This is a genomic window from Anaerolinea thermophila UNI-1, assembly GCF_000199675.1.
GTDB classification, from domain to species: domain Bacteria; phylum Chloroflexota; class Anaerolineae; order Anaerolineales; family Anaerolineaceae; genus Anaerolinea; species Anaerolinea thermophila.
On sequence record NC_014960.1, the window covers coordinates 887513 to 904690 of the forward strand.

Consider the following 17178-nt stretch of genomic DNA (forward strand, 5'->3'; position numbering starts at 1 on the left):
TGCCAGCATTTGAAAGCAAAACGCTGAATATAGAACGCCCCCCGCAAGCGCGGGGGGCGTAACATCAGGCGGGTTGTGCCGCCTGTTGGGAGCGGCTTTCCAATTCCTTTACGGCTTGTACGATGAGATTTGCCGCCTGCTCCAGCGAGAGTTTGCCGGTGTTCAGCACCATGTGATAGAGCATGGGATCTGCCCAGTTGGCTTCGTAGAAACGCTTGATGTAATCGGCTGATGCCGCATCGCGCTCTTCAATCAGATTTTGCGCCTGACGGCGCGGCTGGATGTCGGCATAGCCACGGTGATTTTGTTCGCGGATTTGCTGTTTGACCCGCAGGATGCGGTCTTCCAGCGGGGCTTCAATGCGCACATGCAGGGTGTTGGGTTCGTTTTGCAAAATCACCTGACCGCCGCGCCCCACGATAACCACGTTACCCTGAGCGTGTGCACTTTGTACGGCTTTCTGTACCAGGCGCAGGGCAGTCTCTTCGCTCAGTTCCTGCTCCAGCAGATGTACACTGTAGGGCTCTTCAATCACGCCATAGGTAATTGAAATTGGTGCGGTGCGGGCAAACAGTCTCTCCAGAAAGCCGCGCACCCGGTAGTTATCCTCACTGTAGTCGATGATTTCCTGCTCGGAAAGCCCGCTCTCTCGGGCGGCGTTCAGAATCATCCATTTATCAAACATGCGGTAGTTGAGCATGTCTGCCACCATGCGGGCAATCTCATCCCCACCACTGCCAAACTGACGCGAGATGGTGATTGTTGCCATACCACACCTCCATTTGAGTTGGTCTATTTTTCGAACCCGAATGGAAGGCGGGGGTGACTTATGATAAATCAGGCTTGACGCTGATTCTCCGCCCGACTTTGTTGCCGTGCCATGCAGGGGAATTGTCTATACATAGCATAGCATATTCAGCGGGGAGATTCAATCTGAATCGCCAGAAAATTAAAAAATAGGTAACGAAAATCGGAGAAGTGCATCCAATTGAAAGACAACAATTTGATGGTTTGGAGGATGTATGAAAATTGCCTTCCCAACGCAGGATGGAGAAAAGATTTACGCCCATTTAGGGCAGGCGCGTTTCTTTAAGGTGATTGAGGTACAGGATGGGGCAGTGGTCAACACTGAAATGCGCGAGAAGGAAGTCCATCAACATCATGATGACGAACAGGAGCATCCCCCTCATGCTCACGGTGGACACCATGCCCATGCCATGTTTGACCTGTTGAAAGACTGCCAGGTGTTAATTTCCGGGGGGATGGGCACGCCTGCTTTTGAGCGTGCCCGCGAACAGGGACTGGAGGTCATTCTGACCGGCGAGCGCTCCATTGAAAAAGCACTTCAGGCATATCTGAAAGGCGTACTTGAGTCGGATTTGCGCCGTGTGCATGCCCATTAACGAATTAGCCCCCGCCACGCGGGGGCTTTATTTTTACTCCGTGCGCGTCACTTTAAAGATAGTTCTCGGGTGGTCGGGGTCGTATCCTCTGGCTAGTGTGAGATAGTAGGTGAACAATTGTGCAGGCAGGATGCTCACCAGGGGCGAAAGCCACTCAGGAACGCCTTCAGGAATTGGTAGAGCGGTGGTTGCCTGATTCAATGCCTCATGTCCGTTGGAAATGACCACGGTTTCTGCCCTCAGCCTTCGTAATTGCTCCAGGGTCTGATGCACAGAAGCGAAGATTTTTCCCTGCGGAGCAACCACCATCACAGGAAAGCCTTCCTGTATCATGGCAATGGGTCCGTGAAGGAAATCTGCTGAAGAGTACGGCTCGGCGGCAACATAGGTGAGTTCTTTCAGTTTCAATGCCCATTCGAACGCCGTGGCGTAGTTGAATCCACGCCCAAGCACCGCACAGCGTTCCATGTAGCGGTAACGTTGAACGGCTTGTTCTATCCGGGCTTCATCCTTTAACACTTCCTCAGCCCATGCTGGAAGTTGCCAGAGTTCTGCCCAAAGTTCAGAGGACTCGCTCAATGCCGCGGCAATCATGGCAATGGCTGTCAACTGCGCGGTGTAGGTCTTGGTAGCCGCCACGGCTTTTTCTGCCCCTGCCTGAATATCGAAATGATGTTCTGCAATCTGCGCCAGCGGAGAATCAGGCGTATTGGTAATTGCCAGCGTCAGGCATCCCTGCCGTTTGCCTTCTTCTACCACCTGCACGATGTCTGGCGATTGTCCCGATTGTGAAATACCCACCACCAGCGCCCCACGCATGCGCGGCGGAGTCTGGTAGTAGGTGAACAAAGAGGGTGTGGCTAATGCCACTGGTAAACCGTTCAAAGCCCCCCAGAGATAAGTGGCATAGCGGGCGGCATTGTCAGAGGTGCCTCTGGCGGCAATCACCACATACTGGACATCATGAGAGCGAATGGCTTGCGCAATCCGCTGAGCCGTTTCCCGCTGGTTTTCCAGCAGATGTCTGAGACGTTGGGGCTGTTCGAGGATTTCGTCATGCAGAATCATATAAGGACTTTATCCTTTCAAGCCGGAGACCACCACTCCCTCAAGAATGAAGCGCTGGGAGAAGAAGAACACCACCATCAACGGCACGGTGGTCAGCACTGCCGCCGCCATAATGGTGGGCCATTGCTGAACCGTCAGGTTAATATTATAGAGTGTGGAGACATACACCGGCAGGGTGTACAGGTCCACTGTTTGCAGGTACATCAAGGGGGTGAGCAGGTTGTTCCAGAAGCCTACAAATAAAAACGTGGCAACCGTTGCCAGCGGGGTTTTCATCAAGGGCATGACGATTTCCCACCAGATTTGCAGGTGACTGGCACCGTCCACAAATGCGGCTTCATCCAGTTCTTTGGGAATTTGCGCCATTGCCTGGCGGAGCAGGAAGACCATTGCCGCACCGCCGGCAAAGAAGCCGGGGATGATCAGCGGTTTGAATGTGCCTACCCAGTTCAGTTTATTGAAAAACACGTACTGCGGCACAATCAGGGCTTGCGGGGGAATCATCATTGTGGAAAGCATGAGGAAAAACACCAGATTCTTGCCGGGCCATTCCACACGGCTGAAGGCATACGCCACAAAGGCAATCGAAATCAGCGTGCCGGTGAGCGCCAGCGCGGTGTAAAACACGGTGTTGAAGTAGGCGCGCAGAAAATCGCTGTTCTGGAAAAGGCGCATATACGCCTGAAAAGTGGGATGCGCCGGAATCCAGATGATGCCCGGAGCGTTGGTTTCTTCCAGCGTCTTCAGAGAAGATGAAATCATCCACAGCAGGGGGAAACTCATCAGCACGGTCATGCCGGTCAGCAGGAAGTACAGCAAAATTCGTTCAAGAATGTGTGCAGACGTGCGCATGGTTTCCTCCTCAATACAGTTCGTAGGTCACCCAGCGGTTTTGCAGGCGGAATTGAATCACGGTGACAATCAGAATCAAAATCATAATCAGCCAGGAAATGGCAGACCCCATACCGATTTCGAAATGGCGGAAACTGACCTGCCAGAGGTAGTACACCATGGAAATGGCGGATGGCACCAGAGGCTGGTTATCGCGGTACAGCACGTAAATGGGTTCGAAAATTTGCAGGGTGTTGATGGTTCCCACCACCAGATTGTAGAAAATATAAGGCGTGAGCAGGGGGAAGGTAATTTTCCAGAAACGCTGACTGCGGGTAGCCCCGTCCACTTCGGCGGCTTCATGCAGTTCGCGGGGAATGTTGTTCAAGCCCGCCAGGAAGATCATCATCATGGCGCCGCATCCCCAGATCATCAGCAGGATGACCGAGGTTTTAGACCACAGCGGGCTTTGAATCCACAGGGGGACGCGGTTGGGGGGCGGGAAACCGGCTTCCCAGATTTTCATCAGCAGGTTAAATTTGCCGCTCCCAATCCCCAGAAACACCGCGCTGATGAGTTCCTGCACGAAAATGCCTGCCCGCAGAAGGTAATCGAAGGGGGGGAATGCCCGGCTGATGGCGCGTAAAATTTGATTGATGATGCCCGTGCCGGTGTTGAGCATTAACCGCCAGCACAACAGGACGGCGGCGTTGAAGCCCAGAATGACCGGCAGGTAAAACGCCATACGGAACACCTTCTCCCCGCGTGCTTTCTGGTTCAGGATAACTGCCAGGAAAAGCGCCACGCCAATTTGCAGGGGCAAACCCACGACCACTAAAAACAGGGTGTTGACGATGGATGCCCGGAAGTTGGTGTCCTTCAAAAGCAGGTGCAGGTAGTTGCTGAATCCTACCCATTTGGGGCTGACGCCGGCGGCAATGCGGTAATCGGTGAATGACCAGTACAGCGAAGCCGCCAGAGGAAAGACCACGAAAATCAAAAAGCCGGTGATCCAGGGCGCGGCAAACAGGTATCCTGCAAACGTGTCCTGTTGAAGTTTGGGAGAAGCCCCGCGCCAGCGCTGAATTTGCCTTGCCAGGGCCGCCAGCCCGTAACTGGTAAGGATGATAAACAGCACCGTTAATCCCGCGGTGATCAGGGTGTCCAGATAAGGGTTTCTCAACATGGTGGAAGCCTCCCTGCGGGGTCAAAAATCCGGTGGGAGCAGGCAATTCTGCCCCCACCGGACAACCTGAAGACAATTATTTGCCCAATGCGGCGGAGTATTCTTCTTGAATCTTCGCCACCACTTCTTCGGGGGTCAGTTCTTCGGTGATGAGTTTCCCCAGCGCATCCTGCATGATGGTGGACAGTTTTGCCGATTCGAGGATGCCGGCGAATCCCACACCATACTGAGATGCCAGTTCGGCTTCCCGCTTCAACTGCGGGGTGTCGGTGACGTAGCCGTAGTGCGCATCGTTGCGGGCGGGAATCAAGCCCATGGTTTCGTTCCACTTGTGATTGGCTTCCTTGGTGAATGCCAGTTTCAGCCAGTCCGCCGCCAACTGTTTGTTGGGGCTGTATTCCGGCACTGCCAGCCAGTCGTTGAACGCCAGCACCACCGGCTTGCTCTTGGGGAAGTTCGCCGGATCGCCAAAGAACGGGTCAATGCTGATTTTCTCCCAGATGGGGCGGTTGAAGGCGGGCGCCGCCCAACCGGAGTGCGCCAGACACACCGCGCCGTTGTCTTTGCCGGTCTCATCGTTCACATCAATGACCGAGCCCTGACCGGTGGGCAGGGAACCCACCGCGTTAGCATAGGGCCCGTAAATCGCCTGGCGCATTTCCAGCATCCACTTGGTGGTTGCCAGGGCTTCGGGTGAGTCGAAGTTCGGCGTGCCGTCGGCTTTGTACAGTTCACCGCCCAGCGAGTAGAACACCAACAGCCACCACTGCCAGTCTGCCATGGAGGCGGCATCAACCGGCACCAGGGCTTGCTGAACCAGTGAGTTGGTTGCCGGGTCAATTATGGTGGCTTTCTTGGCAAAGTCCACCCACTCGGCAAAGTTCTTGGGCGTGCCGGTCGTCCAGCCGGCTTTTTCCATCAGATCGGTGCGGCAGAACACATAGCGCGGAGCGGTGAAGATGGGCAAGCCGCGCAGTTTGCCCTTGTATTTGGCGTTTTCCAGCGCTGGGCCAAAGTTCTTAATCTCGGGCCAAGCGGCTTCACCCAGGTAAGGCTCCATATCTGCAAGACTCTCGCCGTAGAGGGTGTTCATCTCCGAACCCAGATTGATGATATCCGGACCTTGCCCGGCGGCAAAGAAACCGCTGAAGGTGGTATCCCAGCCGGACCACGACCCTTCGGTGATTTCCACCTTAACGCCCGGATGCGCGGCTTCAAAGGCGGGATTGATTTCGCTCTTCAGCCATGCAATGGTGTCTGGGGTGTAGTCCAGCAGGTAAATCTTCAGGGTAGTTTCCGCGGCGGGTTGCTCGGGGGCTTTGGTGGGTTCTGCTGCCTTGGTAGGCTCGGCGGGTTTGGTGGTGGGTTGGTCCGCCTGCGTCGGGGTAGCAGGGGTGCCGCAGGCGCTGAGCAACAGGCTTGCCAGCACCAGCAGGGTCAAGATGATACTCAAGTTCTTTTTCATGGTTCCTTCTCCTTCTGAATTTCATCTAGCAGGTGAAAATAAGGTGGTTTACGCAGGTGCGATGAGTTTTGATTTCGGTTTCACCTCCTTTCAAGAATTTGGAGAGTTTCCCATCCTCTGCAGGCGCTTCAGCACGTCTTCCTGAAAGTGCTGGATGAGCGTAAGCACCAGTTCGGCGGGAGAAAGTTCGGGTTGAAGAAGCAATGGGGTGAGATCCATGGCATACGCCAAACCTGTAGTGATGTCCACCCCATGCGATTCAAAGTAGGTGGCATTGGCGCGGCGGCGCCCCATGGTGGCAAGATCGTAGCGTTTTCCGCCGGCAATTTGCGAATCAAACACTCCCAGAAGGGCGTATTGCAGGTTTTCATGTTGCGAAACGTCCATCACCACCTTGTCGCTGTCCTGCATCCAGTCCAGACTGCGCCATACTTCACACCCCAAAACGCGTTGAGGGTGTTGTTTGGCGGGCAAGTGCCGCAGGGCAGAGAGGGTGCGCAATGCCACGGCAACGTGAGTGTCGTGTTTGTCGGTCAGATTGTGGGTGTACACCTGTTGAGGACGTGTGGCATGCAGAATGGCGAGCAGGTCGGCAATGGGGGCTTCCTGCGCGGCATCCTTGATGACCTTGCTGGGGTAATCCAGGAAAATCAGCGCAGAATACTCGCCCACCACAGCGGCTTTGCGTTGTTCCTTGAAGCGAATCAGGCGCATTTCTTCGTCGCTGGTGTTGGCATACATACCATCGCGCGGCGAGCCGCGTCCGTCGGTCACGATGACCGCTGTAAACCACTGGTCAGGATGCTGGAAACACGACAGAATTGGCTCTGCTGCCATGATTTCCACATCGTCCTGATGGGCGGCAATGCACAGATGCGTGGTGCGCGTCAGGGCTTCTTCTACGGAAACGCCATCGGGGATGAAAATCTCTGCACCAGGTTGGTGGAACTTCATGCTTAATCCTCCTTCATCAACTCGGGCAGGCTGGCGGCGGCAACCGATTGTCCCACCCGGCGAATTTTTTCATCAGGCAGATGCACCTGAATTTGCTCCAGCAGGTGAGGGAACTCCGCCTGCCAGACAGTTCGAACGCCTTCCAGCAGTAGATTCCCGCCCTCGCCGGAAGTACAGCGCCCCAGGATAAGCACATGCTTTACCTCATAAAAGTCGGCGTAATGTGCCAGCGCATACCCCAGATAAACTCCCATGGTTTGCCAGATCCGCACCGCCCCTTCGTGTCCTTCGTGAAGGTGTTTCTGTGCCAGGGCTAACCGTTCAGCATCGGGAATGTTCAGAGGCAGGTCAATGCCTACTTGTGGAGCAAGGCGGAAGACGCACTGCTGAGAGAGATACGTTGCTCCGCATCCCTGATCGCCTGACCACTCCTCATAAGGTGCTGCAGGGCTGTAATCAATCGGCGCAAACGCCAGTTCGTTCAGCCAGCCCGTAATGGCTCCCTGCGCATCTACGTAGCCTGCGGCTTCGCTGGAGCCTAACGCAATGCCCAGCACGGCATTCTCGCCAAGGGACATCGAGCCCGCCAGTGCGGTCACATCGCCATCGTTAATGACTTCCAGCGGCACCCCCATTTCTTTCTGAAGGCGCTCAAAGAGGGTATAAATCTCGCCAAAACGCTCTTGGGGGACACTACGAAAGAGGGAAGCCACCCGCGGGCGGTTATGGATGTAAATACCCGCCGCACTCCCGCCAATCGCGTCTACGCGCGGCATTTGGCTGGCGGCAGTCTTCAGGGCGGTAAGGATTTCGCGGTAGTGATATTCCGGGTCGGCATGTTTACGCGGTTCCCAGATCACTTCTTCGCTATACACGGCGACTCCATTCATAACTGCGCTCACCTTGCGGTCAGAAGCCCCCAGGTCAAAACCAATACGACAACCCTCCAGATGCCTGCCCAGGGATTTGCGGGTTTCGCGATCAAGGGGGACTTCTTCCAGGGAACAGGCAATCACGCGGAAGGGCTGTTCATACACTTTTTCACCGAGGAATTGTGCGTCGAAATGACGTTTACCGTTCGTTCCATAGGTGTTAGCCAGTTGTTGTGCCAGTCGCGGATTTCCCCCGATATACACGGTATGGGCGCCTCGTTGCCATAACAGGAATTTCAATAACCGTTCAACGTAGGGAAAGTTTTGCCCTGCCAGAGGGTGGCCTTCGGGAAAAACAGAAGTTTCAAAATGAGATACCTGCCCATCTTCCCGCTCCAGAGCCATTGCCAGCGGAACACCCTCTCCGCTCACTTTTTGGTGGAAGGCATGAGTGGCGGAGACCGCTGGGCGGAATCCCGGGTCGAGGGGTGGTTTGATGAGGGGTTCAGGCAGTGACAGGGCAGTGGTCATTCTTTCAATGCTCCTGTAAGAATAAGAGGTCGTAATCTTCCAGCACCATGAATGCCGCTGCGCCCAGAATGCAGGCGCGATAATCCAGCATACCGATTTCCAGGCGGGTATCCTCTACCAGCGGGTGAAAAGCGGCTTTTTGCATGGCATGGCGTACACTTTCCAGCCAGGGTTCGCCAAAGCGAGTCATTTCACCCGTGAGGACGATGTGGTGAATGTTCAACGCCCCTACCAGATGTGCCAGCGCTTCACCGAGGGCATTGCCTGCTTCGGCAACCACTGCTTGCATGCCAGAATTGCCGTTTTCCCAACGTTCCAGTGCTTCCGAGAGGGAAGCAACTCCCGTCCGTCGAAGCACCGCCCCTGCGCTGGCAATGGTTTCCAGACATCCCCGCTTGCCGCATCGGCATACATCCCCTTGCGGGTTGACTACCACGTGTCCAATTTCTCCTGCGGCACTTCCATCTCCCTGGAACAGCCGCCCGTTGATGAGGATTCCTGCGCCGATACCATGGCGAATATTGACCACAATTAAATTGCCACTGGAAACATGCTTGCCATACACAAACTCGCCGATTGCGGTTGCCTGACTGTCGTTAAGGATAGAAACGGGCATGTGGAAACGTTCTTCCAGCAAATGTGCCAGGGGAAAGTTTTCCCAATCCAGGTTAACCGCCCGCAGTACCATCCCCTGACGGGTATGGATCAACCCCGGCGCACCAATGCCGATGCCTACAATGGGCTTCCACTGTTTCTGCAAGAGGCTTTCCAGCATGTCAATGACCAGGGCGAGAGTTTCATCCGGATTGTGCCGCAGAGCAGGGGATTCGATGGTCTCTTTGATTTCTCCCCGCAGGTTCACCACTGAGGCGATGAAGTTGTCCTGCCCCAGGTTGACCCCGATGAGGAAACGCGAATCTGGCACCAGACTGAGCAGAATAGGGGACTTTCCTCCAATAGATGCGCCTGTGCCCACCTCTTCAACAATGCCTTCTGTCAGGAGTTCATTGACCAGTTCTGACACGGTGGCGCGGGTTAACTGGGTTTTGCGGGCAATCTCGGCACGACTGATGGCTTCGTGTTCAAAAATGGTTTTGAGCACGAGATTGCGATTGTGGGCTTTGGTCTGCTGGTGGGTGGCTTTTTCCATAAGACTGGAATTGTTTGTTTATTGAACTTACAAAGTGATTGTATGAAAATTTCATTAAAAAGTCAATAGGTTTTGTGAAATTGTCTGGACTTTCTTCACTTTTGAACAGCAGGTATAATCTCTCTATATTTCCAAAGCAGAAAGGCACTGGTATGGATACTTTCCACTTTCACCTGCACGGCGATGTCCAGCCTTTAGATCGCTTTTTCCAGAACTGCATCGGTTCATGTCATGCGTATCTCACCTTGCGGGAAGACTGGCGCGAGCATGCCCGTTTGATACAGCGCGAGATTGGCTTTCGCGCTGTACGCTCGCATGGCATCTTCCACGATTTGGTAGGTATTTACCAGATCCCTTGGGGCGGGGAGCGTGTGTTCAACTTCCAGAATCTGGACAAAATTTACGATTTCTGGCTTTCGATTGGTTTGAAACCCTTTGTTGAACTCAGTTTTACCCCGCGCGCCCTGGCGAGCGGTGATCGTACCGTATTCCACTATCAGGCAAATGTTACCCCGCCTAAGGACCGCGGTGAGTGGGAACTGTTGATTCGCACCTTTGCCACTCACCTCATTGAGCGCTATGGTCTGGAAGAAGTCCAGACCTGGTACTTTGAGGTCTGGAATGAACCCGACTTGCAGGGCATTTTCTGGACGGGGAGCATGGAAGAGTACTTTGACCTTTACGCGCTGACCGCCCGCACCTTGAAAGCGGTGCATCCCTCTCTCAAAGTGGGCGGTCCCGCCACCTCGCGCAATATGTGGGTCAAAGAAATGCTGGATTACTGCGCTGCCCACAACGTGCCCATTGACTTCCTCTCCACACACCACTACTGCGCTGATGCCGCGTTTGAGATGGGCGAATTTTCGGGTATTCACTGGCGCGGACAAAAAGCCATGCTTCATGATGTTCAGCGCACCGTGCAAACCGTTCGTCAGTCGGCTTTCCCCAATTTGCCCGTCCTGTACACCGAATGGAACGTTTCGCCCATCCATGAAGATGTCTATGGCAAGGATTCTGAATTTACTGCCGCCTTTGTTCTCCAAACCGTCAAAGACCTGAGCGGTTTGCTGGAGGCGTATTCCTACTGGGCAATTTCTGACGTTTTCGAAGAATCCGGTCCGGGGTTAACGCCTTTCAGCGGGAAATATGGCCTGGTCAACCTGCATGGGATTAAGAAGCCCGTCTATCATGCCTTCCACTTCCTCAGCCAGTTGTACGATGAAGAATTGGTGAGCGATGCACCTTCCCTGCGAGTCACCCGTTCTCCGGAAGGCAACGTACGCCTCTTGACCTGGAATTTTGTTGAACCCGTCAACCCTGATTTCCACTCCGATTATCCGCTCTCCGGCGGGGAGCGCGAAGAAGAAATTGTTTTGGAAGGCTTGCAGGGCGAGTACGAGATTACTTGCTATCAGGTAGATCGTGAGCATGGCAATGCCTTCCGTGCCTGGCTGGCGATGGGCTCACCACAGTACCTGACAGCGGCACAGGTGGAACAGTTAAAACAAACCGCCGAGCCGAGTGTGTGTGACCATCAACGTCTGATACTGGATGGAACCCTGCGCATTAAACACGTTCTGCCCCCTAGCGGTATTCGTTTCTACGACATTCGGCGGGTGGGGTAATCCTCTGGAAAAGGCGGGATAATGTCCTCTTTCTCAGAATCTGAAGCGCGCTCCATTATTCAGCGGTTTGCCGTGCCGTTTTTCATCCTCGGTACGTTTCTCATCGCCTTATTGTTCTGGTTAGTACCGCGCTGGTTGGGTTTGCAGGACGCGGTTGCCTTGCGTCACTGGGTAGCCCTGGGGTCATTTGCCCCTGCGCTGATGGCGCTGATTCTGCAAATCTCGGATAGTCAAACCCGCCAGGACTGGATGCAGGACAGGGGAGCGGAGAATCTTGTTCTCAGTATCCTTGCCGTGGGAGCGCTGTATTTCATTTGCCTGCCTTACGCTTCTACGACACCTGTTCAGGTCTCCCTCTGGGGTTGGACAGCACGGGTGATGCTTTTCATCGCGGGGGGCGCAGTGCTCTATACAGTACTGCGCCAAGCGGTTTTCCCTCAAAGCCTTCAGGGCTGGCTGGTGTGGCTTGCCGCCGCACTGGCGTATCCGCTTTTGATGCTTCTGGCGTGGGCAATCTGGACGCAGTTCGGGGCTTCTGCGCAGATCAATTTGCCTGAGGGAGGGGCAGGTGGGCTGGTGTTGAGCCTGCTGGCTTCGTACGTCTATCTTTTCCTGTTTGGTGGGGCGCTGGGGGGCGAACCAGGCTGGCGCGGCTGGTTGCTCCCCCGCCTGCTCAACCGTCTACCGGTTTGGGTGGCGGTGCTGGTCGTTGGCGTTGTGGAGGCGCTTTGGGTAGTCCCTCTGTATTTTAACGGGTATTATCTTTCAGGAGACTCCCTGTGGCAGGAACTGGCTGGCCGTGGTTTGCTCACCCTGGTTCATGCCGTATGGCTGGGGTGGGTATGGGTGCGTTGGCAGGGCAACCTCTTCCCGGTGATGTTGTTGCGCATGGGCATGGCAGTAACGCCCCTGTTCATTGCCATCACACCGTTGAGTTGGGGGTTCCTGGCGGTTATAGCGCTGATTCTCTTGTTGAACCTTCGCCGTTTTGAGATGCATTCCGGGTAGTTTCTGAAACTTCTGACGCCCTCGGACGTATACAAAATGAGTTGGTGTTTATGGAGGGGTTATGCCGGCGATTGTTCAGGTGCAGAATCTGGTCAAAACTTATGGGAATGTCCTGGCGGTAGATGACATTTCGTTTGCCATCGAAGAGGGAGAAATCTTCAGCCTGCTTGGTCCCAACGGCGCTGGAAAAACTACCACAATATCCATCCTTTCCACCCTGTTTCCCCCGACGCACGGCGATGCGCAGATTGGGGGATTTTCTGTGATTCGCGATCCCATGCAGGTTCGCCGCATGATTGGGGTGGTGCCTCAGGAAATTGCCCTGTACGAAGACCTTAACGCCCGCGAGAATTTGCTCTTCTGGGGGCAGATGGCTGGCTTGGAAGGTAAAGCTCTCAAACAGCGTGTGGACGAAATTCTGGAACGGGTGGGTTTGGTGGAAAAAGCCCGCCAACCGGTGAAGACCTATTCTGGCGGCATGAAACGCCGTTTGAACATTGGCGTGGGGCTGTTGCATTCCCCGCGATTGCTCTTCATGGACGAGCCGACCGTGGGCATTGACCCGCAATCCCGCCGCGCCATTCTGGATATGGTCAAAGACCTGAATCGCTCTGGCATGACCATCCTGTACACTACCCATTACATGGAAGAGGCTCAGGAACTCTCTCACCGCATCGGTATCATTGATCACGGCAAAATGATTGCCATTGGAACGTTACAGGAACTCATTCGTCAGGTCGGCGAGCAGGAAAAAATTATTCTCACCTTCAGCGAAGAACAATCCCTGACCCCGCTGGTGGAAACACTCCCAATGCTCTCCGGAGTCCGCCACGTGAATATGGGCAATCATACCATGACGCTGGTGGTGGATGCTGCGAAAGAGATTTTGCCCGAACTCATGCAATGGAGTCATCGACAGGGGTTGAAGATTCGTTCTCTTCAGATTGAAGAGCCTGACCTGGAAGCCGTTTTCCTGCATTTGACCGGTCGCGCGCTTCGTGATTGAGGGGGAACCATGAAACGCCTCTGGTTGATTGCATGGAAAGACCTGCGGTTGGCATTCCGAGACCGTGCCGCCCTGCTTTTTTTACTGATCGCCCCCTTTGCGTTAATCATGGGAATGGCGTTAATCTCCGGGCGCCTGACTACCCCTGCCGGAAGCAATACGGGTATTCGCGATATTCCGGTATGGATTATCAATGAAGATGGAGAAGAACTGGGCAATGCCCTGGTGGAGGTGCTCACCTCGACAGAACTGGCTGATCTGCTGGAGCCGCAAGTGGTGCAGGATGTATCTGCCGCGCGCCAAGCGGTGGAAGAGGATCGAATTGCCGGCGTGGTACGTATTCCCGCGGGCTTCACCCGCAGTGTCATTCCTGTGCAAAGTGGCAATACCTGGCAGCCGTCCCCTCTTGTGCAGATTGAGTTTTACGCTAACCCTGCCCGCCCGACCAGTGCGATGATTCTCGAAGCCATTCTGCGGGAATTTCTCAGTCGGGTGGAAGCGGGACGTATTCAGGGGCACACAGCCATCCTCCAGATGCTTCAATCCGGGCTGGCTTCGTATGATCAGATCGAAGCCATTACCCGGCAGATGAGACAATCGGTGGAGAAAGATGAGAGCGATACGGGGTTGACCCTTCAGGTTGCAAATCAGGAAGTCAAAGAGGAAGTAGAGTTTGATATCATGGCGTACATGGCGCCGGGCATGGCGCTGATGTTTCTGATGTTCACTGCTTCCTATGGCGGGCGCTCCTTCCTTGCCGAGCGCCGCCAGCACACTTTACAGCGTCTGCTGACCACGCCTGCCAGCGTGGCACAGATTTTTGGCGGGAAGATGTTGGGGGTGTACCTGACCGGTGTGGCGCAATTGTTTATCCTCATCGGTGCCAGCACGCTGATTTTCGGCTTGAAATGGGGCGATGCGCTGGGGGTTGTGGTGCTGGTGTTATGCGCCACCTTTGCCGCTACCGGTTGGGGGTTGCTGATCACCGCCTTTTCCCGCACTCCCGGGCAGGTGAGCGCCATTGGCTCGGCGGTGATGCTGGTGTTTGGTATTCTGGGCGGCAGTTTTCTCAACACCGAGCAGTTTCCGCCTTTCCTGCAGACACTTGCCCGTATCACCCCCAATGCCTGGGGAATGGACGGCTTTGCCATTCTGGCAAGTGGAGGCGGGCTTACCGATTTATCCTACACACTCACCGGATTGCTGGTGATGGGCGGAGTGTTGTTTGCTGTGTCGGTGTGGGCGTTTTCGCGCAACCGTCAACTGGTGCAGGCATAGGGGCAGAGATGAAAAAGATTCTGGCAATCATCTGGAAAGACGTTCTCTTGCGGTTTTCTTCGCCAGTCGAGTGGTTGTTCTTTCTGATCCTCCCTGTTGTGTTCACAGTGGTGCTTTCTCTGGGAACGCCCAACGAAAACTCCGATAACCGCTCGATATTGCTGGTAGTGGATGAAGCCAAAACTCCTCTGTCCCGCGAGATTTTGCAACAACTGGAAAAATCGCCGGTGGTACGCCCGATTGAAACCAGCCGCCAGGATGCCGAACAGCGTTTCCGGGAGCGCAAAACCCTCTTCTGGATGCTTATTCCAGAGGGGGTTTCTGAAGAGCGCCTGCAAAGCGGGGAGAGCCTGCCTTTGACTTTTTACGAACAGCCCAATCAAATCACCGCGCTGGCGGTACGCCGCTCGGTGCAGGAAGCCATTCGGACAGTCACTCAGAGCCTGCAGGCGGCGCAGTTTGCCGTAGAACAGGCGGAGAGCATTCGCCCGTTTGAGAATGAAAATCAGCGTTTGGCGTACTTTCAAGAGGCGCATCGGCTCGCCGTTCAACTGCAGGAAGCAACGCCTGAACGGCTGATGGTGCTGCGGGAGAACGCCCCTGATTCAATCCCCTACGATCCGCGCACCAATTCTTCTGCCGGGCAGTTGATTACCTGGGTGTTCATCCCTCTGTTTGGCATTTCGGTTTTGATGGTGTCTGAACGCGAAAGCCGCACCCTGGCGCGCCTGATGACCACGCCCACGTCTTCAGGAACATTCCTGGCAGGGACAATCCTTGGGCAGGTGCTGATGGCGCTGGTGCAAATGGCTCTGCTGGTTGGCTTTGGCATCATCGCCTTGAAAGTTCCTTGGGGCAGAGAGCCTCTCGGTCTGGCAGTCGTGCTCACGGCGGGCGCTTTGGCTGCCGCGGCGTTCGGTACGTTTTTGGGAACGCTGGTGCGTTCCAGTTCGCAAGCCAACAATCTCAGCATCATGCTGGGAATGGTGATGGCATTGCTGGGCGGGTGCTGGTATCCGCTGGAACTCTTCCCGCCAGCCGTGCAGAATGTGGTGAAGATTCTGCCCACTACCTGGGCAATGCAGGGCATGCTCGATTTGACCCTGCGGGCGGGGAGTGTGCAGGATATCTGGCTGGAAGCGGGGGTACTGCTGGGCTTTGCCGCAGTTTTCTTTGCGTTAGGCATCTGGCGCTTCCGCAAGCAGTTGGCATGACGCTGGGAAGAAGTGTGAAAAGAGCGGAGACCATTCCCGGTTCCGCTCTTGTGTTATTCATTTTTTCAGGCATGTTTACTGGTAAATTTTTTTCCAGCGGGCGATGATGTCATCTTCCCACTTCAAGGCGTCCGAGTTGGGAATGCGTCCTTCACGCTCCATCGCCTCAAATACCTGCGCCATTCCCTCTTCCAGGCGGATGCGCGGCTGGAACTCGGGTACATCGCGGAAGAGTTTTTCTGCGCTGTAAATGACGTGGTGGGCAAAAATCTCTTCGCAAATGCCAAATTCGGGTACATTCATGCGTTTCAGGTCGGCAAAGGGGATGCCCACCAGTTCAATCTCTTTTCCAAATACCTTTGCGGCAGTGCGGTGAAACTCTGCCCAGGTGGTGAAGCCGCGTGCCACCATGTTGTACACCTGCCCAAGACAGCGCTCCCGCCCCAGCACGTAGACGAAAGCCGGCGCAGCGTCATCCACATGCAGGAATTGATGCAGAGCGTTGCCATCCCCACACACCACAATCGGTTTACCTTTGCGGGTGCGGTCAATCCATGAGAAATCCCAGGCAATTTGCCGCGGCAACCCCATGATGGGACCGTACGTGGTAGACGGCTTGATGATGGTCACCGGGAAGCCTTCGCGGTGATAGGCTTCCAGGAAGACGTGATCCGCTTCTACCTTGCCGCGTCCGTAAGGGGTGATGGGACGCAACGGGTGATCCTCGGTCACCGGCAGCCAGTCGTAATCAATCCCATAGGTGCAAACGGTAGAGCATTGCACAAAATGGCTTACCCCGCGGAAAGCGCGCACACTGCTCTCGGCATCCTCGCGGGTAAAGCACATCATGTCAATAGCGGCATCAAAGTGGTAAGACTGCATCATTTTTTCAAAGGTTTCGCGGTCGTTGCGGTCTCCAGTCAGGGTTTTTGCGCCTTCAGGAACTGGACGGCTTTTTCCGCGGTTAAAGCAGTACACCTCATGTCCCAGCGAGACCAGCAGGCGAACAATGCTGGTGCTGATATTGCCGCTTCCACCCACAACGCAGACTTTCATGGTATCCCTCCAGTAAAAAAATTTTCCGAAAGATTTCAACCATTGGGAATAACTGATATCCATCCTAGCATATTTTTTCAAACAGTGGCGGGAAAATTCGACCATTTTGCGGACAAAACGAAACATCCCGCCAGTGCTGGCGGGATGTTGGTTTCATTGTGAAGGGTTCGACTTAGCGAACGGTTACCTGAGAAGCCTGCAGACCCTTGGGCCCTTTTTCGACCTTGAATTCCACAGTCTGCCCTTCGTTGAGGGAGCGGTAACCATTGCCTTCAATGGCGCTGTAGTGGACAAAGACGTCCGGACCGTTCTCGCGGGAAATGAAGCCGTAGCCTTTTTCGCTGTTGAACCACTTGACTGTACCGATGATGCGTTCTGACATTGTTTTTTGTCTCCTTATGACATAAAAAAATATTTTTGGTGATGCTTTTTGTGTTCCATCGGTACTGCCTTCTTACATAAAAAAAGCCCGAGGACATGAACTGCCCTCGAACCGCCTGCTTTCCCAACGCGAACGAACCAGCATCTGTC

General features: G+C 54.7%; 16 protein-coding genes. 6 read left to right on the forward strand and 10 right to left on the reverse strand.

Annotated features, from left to right (window positions below; genetic code table 11):
* Positions 1 to 64: 64 nt before the first annotated feature.
* Positions 65 to 769, reverse strand: a complete 705-nt coding sequence (locus tag ANT_RS04015; RefSeq protein WP_013559230.1) for a cytidylate kinase-like family protein — start codon at positions 767 to 769, stop codon at positions 65 to 67.
* Positions 770 to 1022: 253 nt separating this feature from the next.
* Here ANT_RS04015 and ANT_RS04020 point away from each other — a divergent pair, with 253 nt between their 5' ends.
* A complete protein-coding gene (locus ANT_RS04020; protein WP_013559231.1) occupies positions 1023 to 1403 on the forward strand; it encodes a NifB/NifX family molybdenum-iron cluster-binding protein in 381 nt (126 codons plus the stop codon).
* A gap of 33 nt (positions 1404 to 1436) precedes the next feature.
* Here ANT_RS04020 and ANT_RS04025 read toward each other — a convergent pair whose 3' ends face one another.
* From ANT_RS04025 to ANT_RS04060, 7 genes are all read right to left on the reverse strand, one after another.
* Entirely contained in the window at positions 1437 to 2471 is a 1035-nt protein-coding gene (locus ANT_RS04025; protein ID WP_013559232.1) for an SIS domain-containing protein, read from the reverse strand.
* Between the two features lie 9 nt (positions 2472 to 2480).
* Entirely contained in the window at positions 2481 to 3323 is an 843-nt protein-coding gene (locus tag ANT_RS04030) for a carbohydrate ABC transporter permease (RefSeq protein WP_013559233.1), read from the reverse strand.
* A 10-nt stretch (positions 3324 to 3333) separates the two neighbouring features.
* A complete protein-coding gene (locus tag ANT_RS16055; RefSeq protein ID WP_013559234.1) occupies positions 3334 to 4488 on the reverse strand; it encodes a carbohydrate ABC transporter permease in 1155 nt (384 codons plus the stop codon).
* Positions 4489 to 4564: 76 nt separating this feature from the next.
* A complete protein-coding gene (locus ANT_RS04045) occupies positions 4565 to 5953 on the reverse strand; it encodes an ABC transporter substrate-binding protein (protein WP_013559235.1) in 1389 nt (462 codons plus the stop codon).
* A 90-nt stretch (positions 5954 to 6043) separates the two neighbouring features.
* The gene (locus tag ANT_RS04050) at positions 6044 to 6907 is read right to left on the reverse strand and encodes a PIG-L deacetylase family protein (protein ID WP_013559236.1); all 864 of its coding nucleotides are present in this window, start codon (positions 6905 to 6907) and stop codon (positions 6044 to 6046) included.
* Positions 6908 to 6909: 2 nt separating this feature from the next.
* Positions 6910 to 8310: an ROK family protein gene (locus tag ANT_RS04055; RefSeq protein WP_013559237.1), complete on the reverse strand. Its 1401-nt coding sequence runs from the start codon at positions 8308 to 8310 to the stop codon at positions 6910 to 6912.
* A 4-nt stretch (positions 8311 to 8314) separates the two neighbouring features.
* Entirely contained in the window at positions 8315 to 9460 is a 1146-nt protein-coding gene (locus tag ANT_RS04060) for an ROK family transcriptional regulator (protein ID WP_013559238.1), read from the reverse strand.
* 152 nt (positions 9461 to 9612) lie between these two features.
* Between ANT_RS04060 and ANT_RS04065 the strand changes: the two genes are divergently transcribed.
* The 5 genes from ANT_RS04065 (at position 9613) to ANT_RS04085 (ending at position 15591) form a co-directional block, all read left to right on the forward strand.
* Positions 9613 to 11085: a GH39 family glycosyl hydrolase gene (locus ANT_RS04065; protein WP_013559239.1), complete on the forward strand. Its 1473-nt coding sequence runs from the start codon at positions 9613 to 9615 to the stop codon at positions 11083 to 11085.
* 21 nt (positions 11086 to 11106) lie between these two features.
* Positions 11107 to 12093, forward strand: coding sequence for a CPBP family glutamic-type intramembrane protease (locus tag ANT_RS04070; RefSeq protein ID WP_013559240.1), 987 nt, complete (start codon positions 11107 to 11109; stop codon positions 12091 to 12093).
* Positions 12094 to 12154: 61 nt separating this feature from the next.
* Entirely contained in the window at positions 12155 to 13099 is a 945-nt protein-coding gene (locus ANT_RS04075; protein WP_013559241.1) for a daunorubicin resistance protein DrrA family ABC transporter ATP-binding protein, read from the forward strand.
* A 9-nt stretch (positions 13100 to 13108) separates the two neighbouring features.
* Positions 13109 to 14377, forward strand: coding sequence for an ABC transporter permease (locus tag ANT_RS04080; RefSeq protein ID WP_013559242.1), 1269 nt, complete (start codon positions 13109 to 13111; stop codon positions 14375 to 14377).
* 8 nt (positions 14378 to 14385) lie between these two features.
* Entirely contained in the window at positions 14386 to 15591 is a 1206-nt protein-coding gene (locus ANT_RS04085; protein ID WP_013559243.1) for an ABC transporter permease, read from the forward strand.
* A 75-nt stretch (positions 15592 to 15666) separates the two neighbouring features.
* On the opposite strand, the gene ANT_RS04090 is transcribed toward ANT_RS04085, so the two are convergent.
* Positions 15667 to 16647 (reverse strand): NAD-dependent epimerase/dehydratase family protein, encoded by a 981-nt coding sequence (locus ANT_RS04090; protein ID WP_172634571.1) that lies wholly within the window; start codon positions 16645 to 16647, stop codon positions 15667 to 15669.
* Positions 16648 to 16819: 172 nt separating this feature from the next.
* Positions 16820 to 17029 (reverse strand): cold-shock protein, encoded by a 210-nt coding sequence (locus ANT_RS04095; protein WP_013559245.1) that lies wholly within the window; start codon positions 17027 to 17029, stop codon positions 16820 to 16822.
* Positions 17030 to 17178: the final 149 nt, after the last annotated feature.

What these genes read in the sequence shown, in the direction of transcription:
- ANT_RS04030 (WP_013559233.1), bottom strand. Translation starts at nt 3,323, where the DNA reads ATGCGCACGTCTGCACACATTCTTGAACGAATTTTGCTGTACTTCCTG.
- ANT_RS04045 (WP_013559235.1), bottom strand. Translation starts at nt 5,953, where the DNA reads ATGAAAAAGAACTTGAGTATCATCTTGACCCTGCTGGTGCTGGCAAGC.
- ANT_RS04090 (WP_172634571.1), bottom strand. Translation starts at nt 16,647, where the DNA reads ATGAAAGTCTGCGTTGTGGGTGGAAGCGGCAATATCAGCACCAGCATT.
- ANT_RS04095 (WP_013559245.1), bottom strand. Translation starts at nt 17,029, where the DNA reads ATGTCAGAACGCATCATCGGTACAGTCAAGTGGTTCAACAGCGAAAAA.
- ANT_RS04070 (WP_013559240.1), top strand. Translation starts at nt 11,107, where the DNA reads ATGTCCTCTTTCTCAGAATCTGAAGCGCGCTCCATTATTCAGCGGTTT.
- ANT_RS04080 (WP_013559242.1), top strand. Translation starts at nt 13,109, where the DNA reads ATGAAACGCCTCTGGTTGATTGCATGGAAAGACCTGCGGTTGGCATTC.
- ANT_RS04055 (WP_013559237.1), bottom strand. Translation starts at nt 8,310, where the DNA reads ATGACCACTGCCCTGTCACTGCCTGAACCCCTCATCAAACCACCCCTC.
- ANT_RS04085 (WP_013559243.1), top strand. Translation starts at nt 14,386, where the DNA reads ATGAAAAAGATTCTGGCAATCATCTGGAAAGACGTTCTCTTGCGGTTT.
- ANT_RS04025 (WP_013559232.1), bottom strand. Translation starts at nt 2,471, where the DNA reads ATGATTCTGCATGACGAAATCCTCGAACAGCCCCAACGTCTCAGACAT.
- ANT_RS04065 (WP_013559239.1), top strand. Translation starts at nt 9,613, where the DNA reads ATGGATACTTTCCACTTTCACCTGCACGGCGATGTCCAGCCTTTAGAT.
- ANT_RS16055 (WP_013559234.1), bottom strand. Translation starts at nt 4,488, where the DNA reads ATGTTGAGAAACCCTTATCTGGACACCCTGATCACCGCGGGATTAACG.
- ANT_RS04050 (WP_013559236.1), bottom strand. Translation starts at nt 6,907, where the DNA reads ATGAAGTTCCACCAACCTGGTGCAGAGATTTTCATCCCCGATGGCGTT.
- ANT_RS04060 (WP_013559238.1), bottom strand. Translation starts at nt 9,460, where the DNA reads ATGGAAAAAGCCACCCACCAGCAGACCAAAGCCCACAATCGCAATCTC.
- ANT_RS04015 (WP_013559230.1), bottom strand. Translation starts at nt 769, where the DNA reads ATGGCAACAATCACCATCTCGCGTCAGTTTGGCAGTGGTGGGGATGAG.
- ANT_RS04020 (WP_013559231.1), top strand. Translation starts at nt 1,023, where the DNA reads ATGAAAATTGCCTTCCCAACGCAGGATGGAGAAAAGATTTACGCCCAT.
- ANT_RS04075 (WP_013559241.1), top strand. Translation starts at nt 12,155, where the DNA reads ATGCCGGCGATTGTTCAGGTGCAGAATCTGGTCAAAACTTATGGGAAT.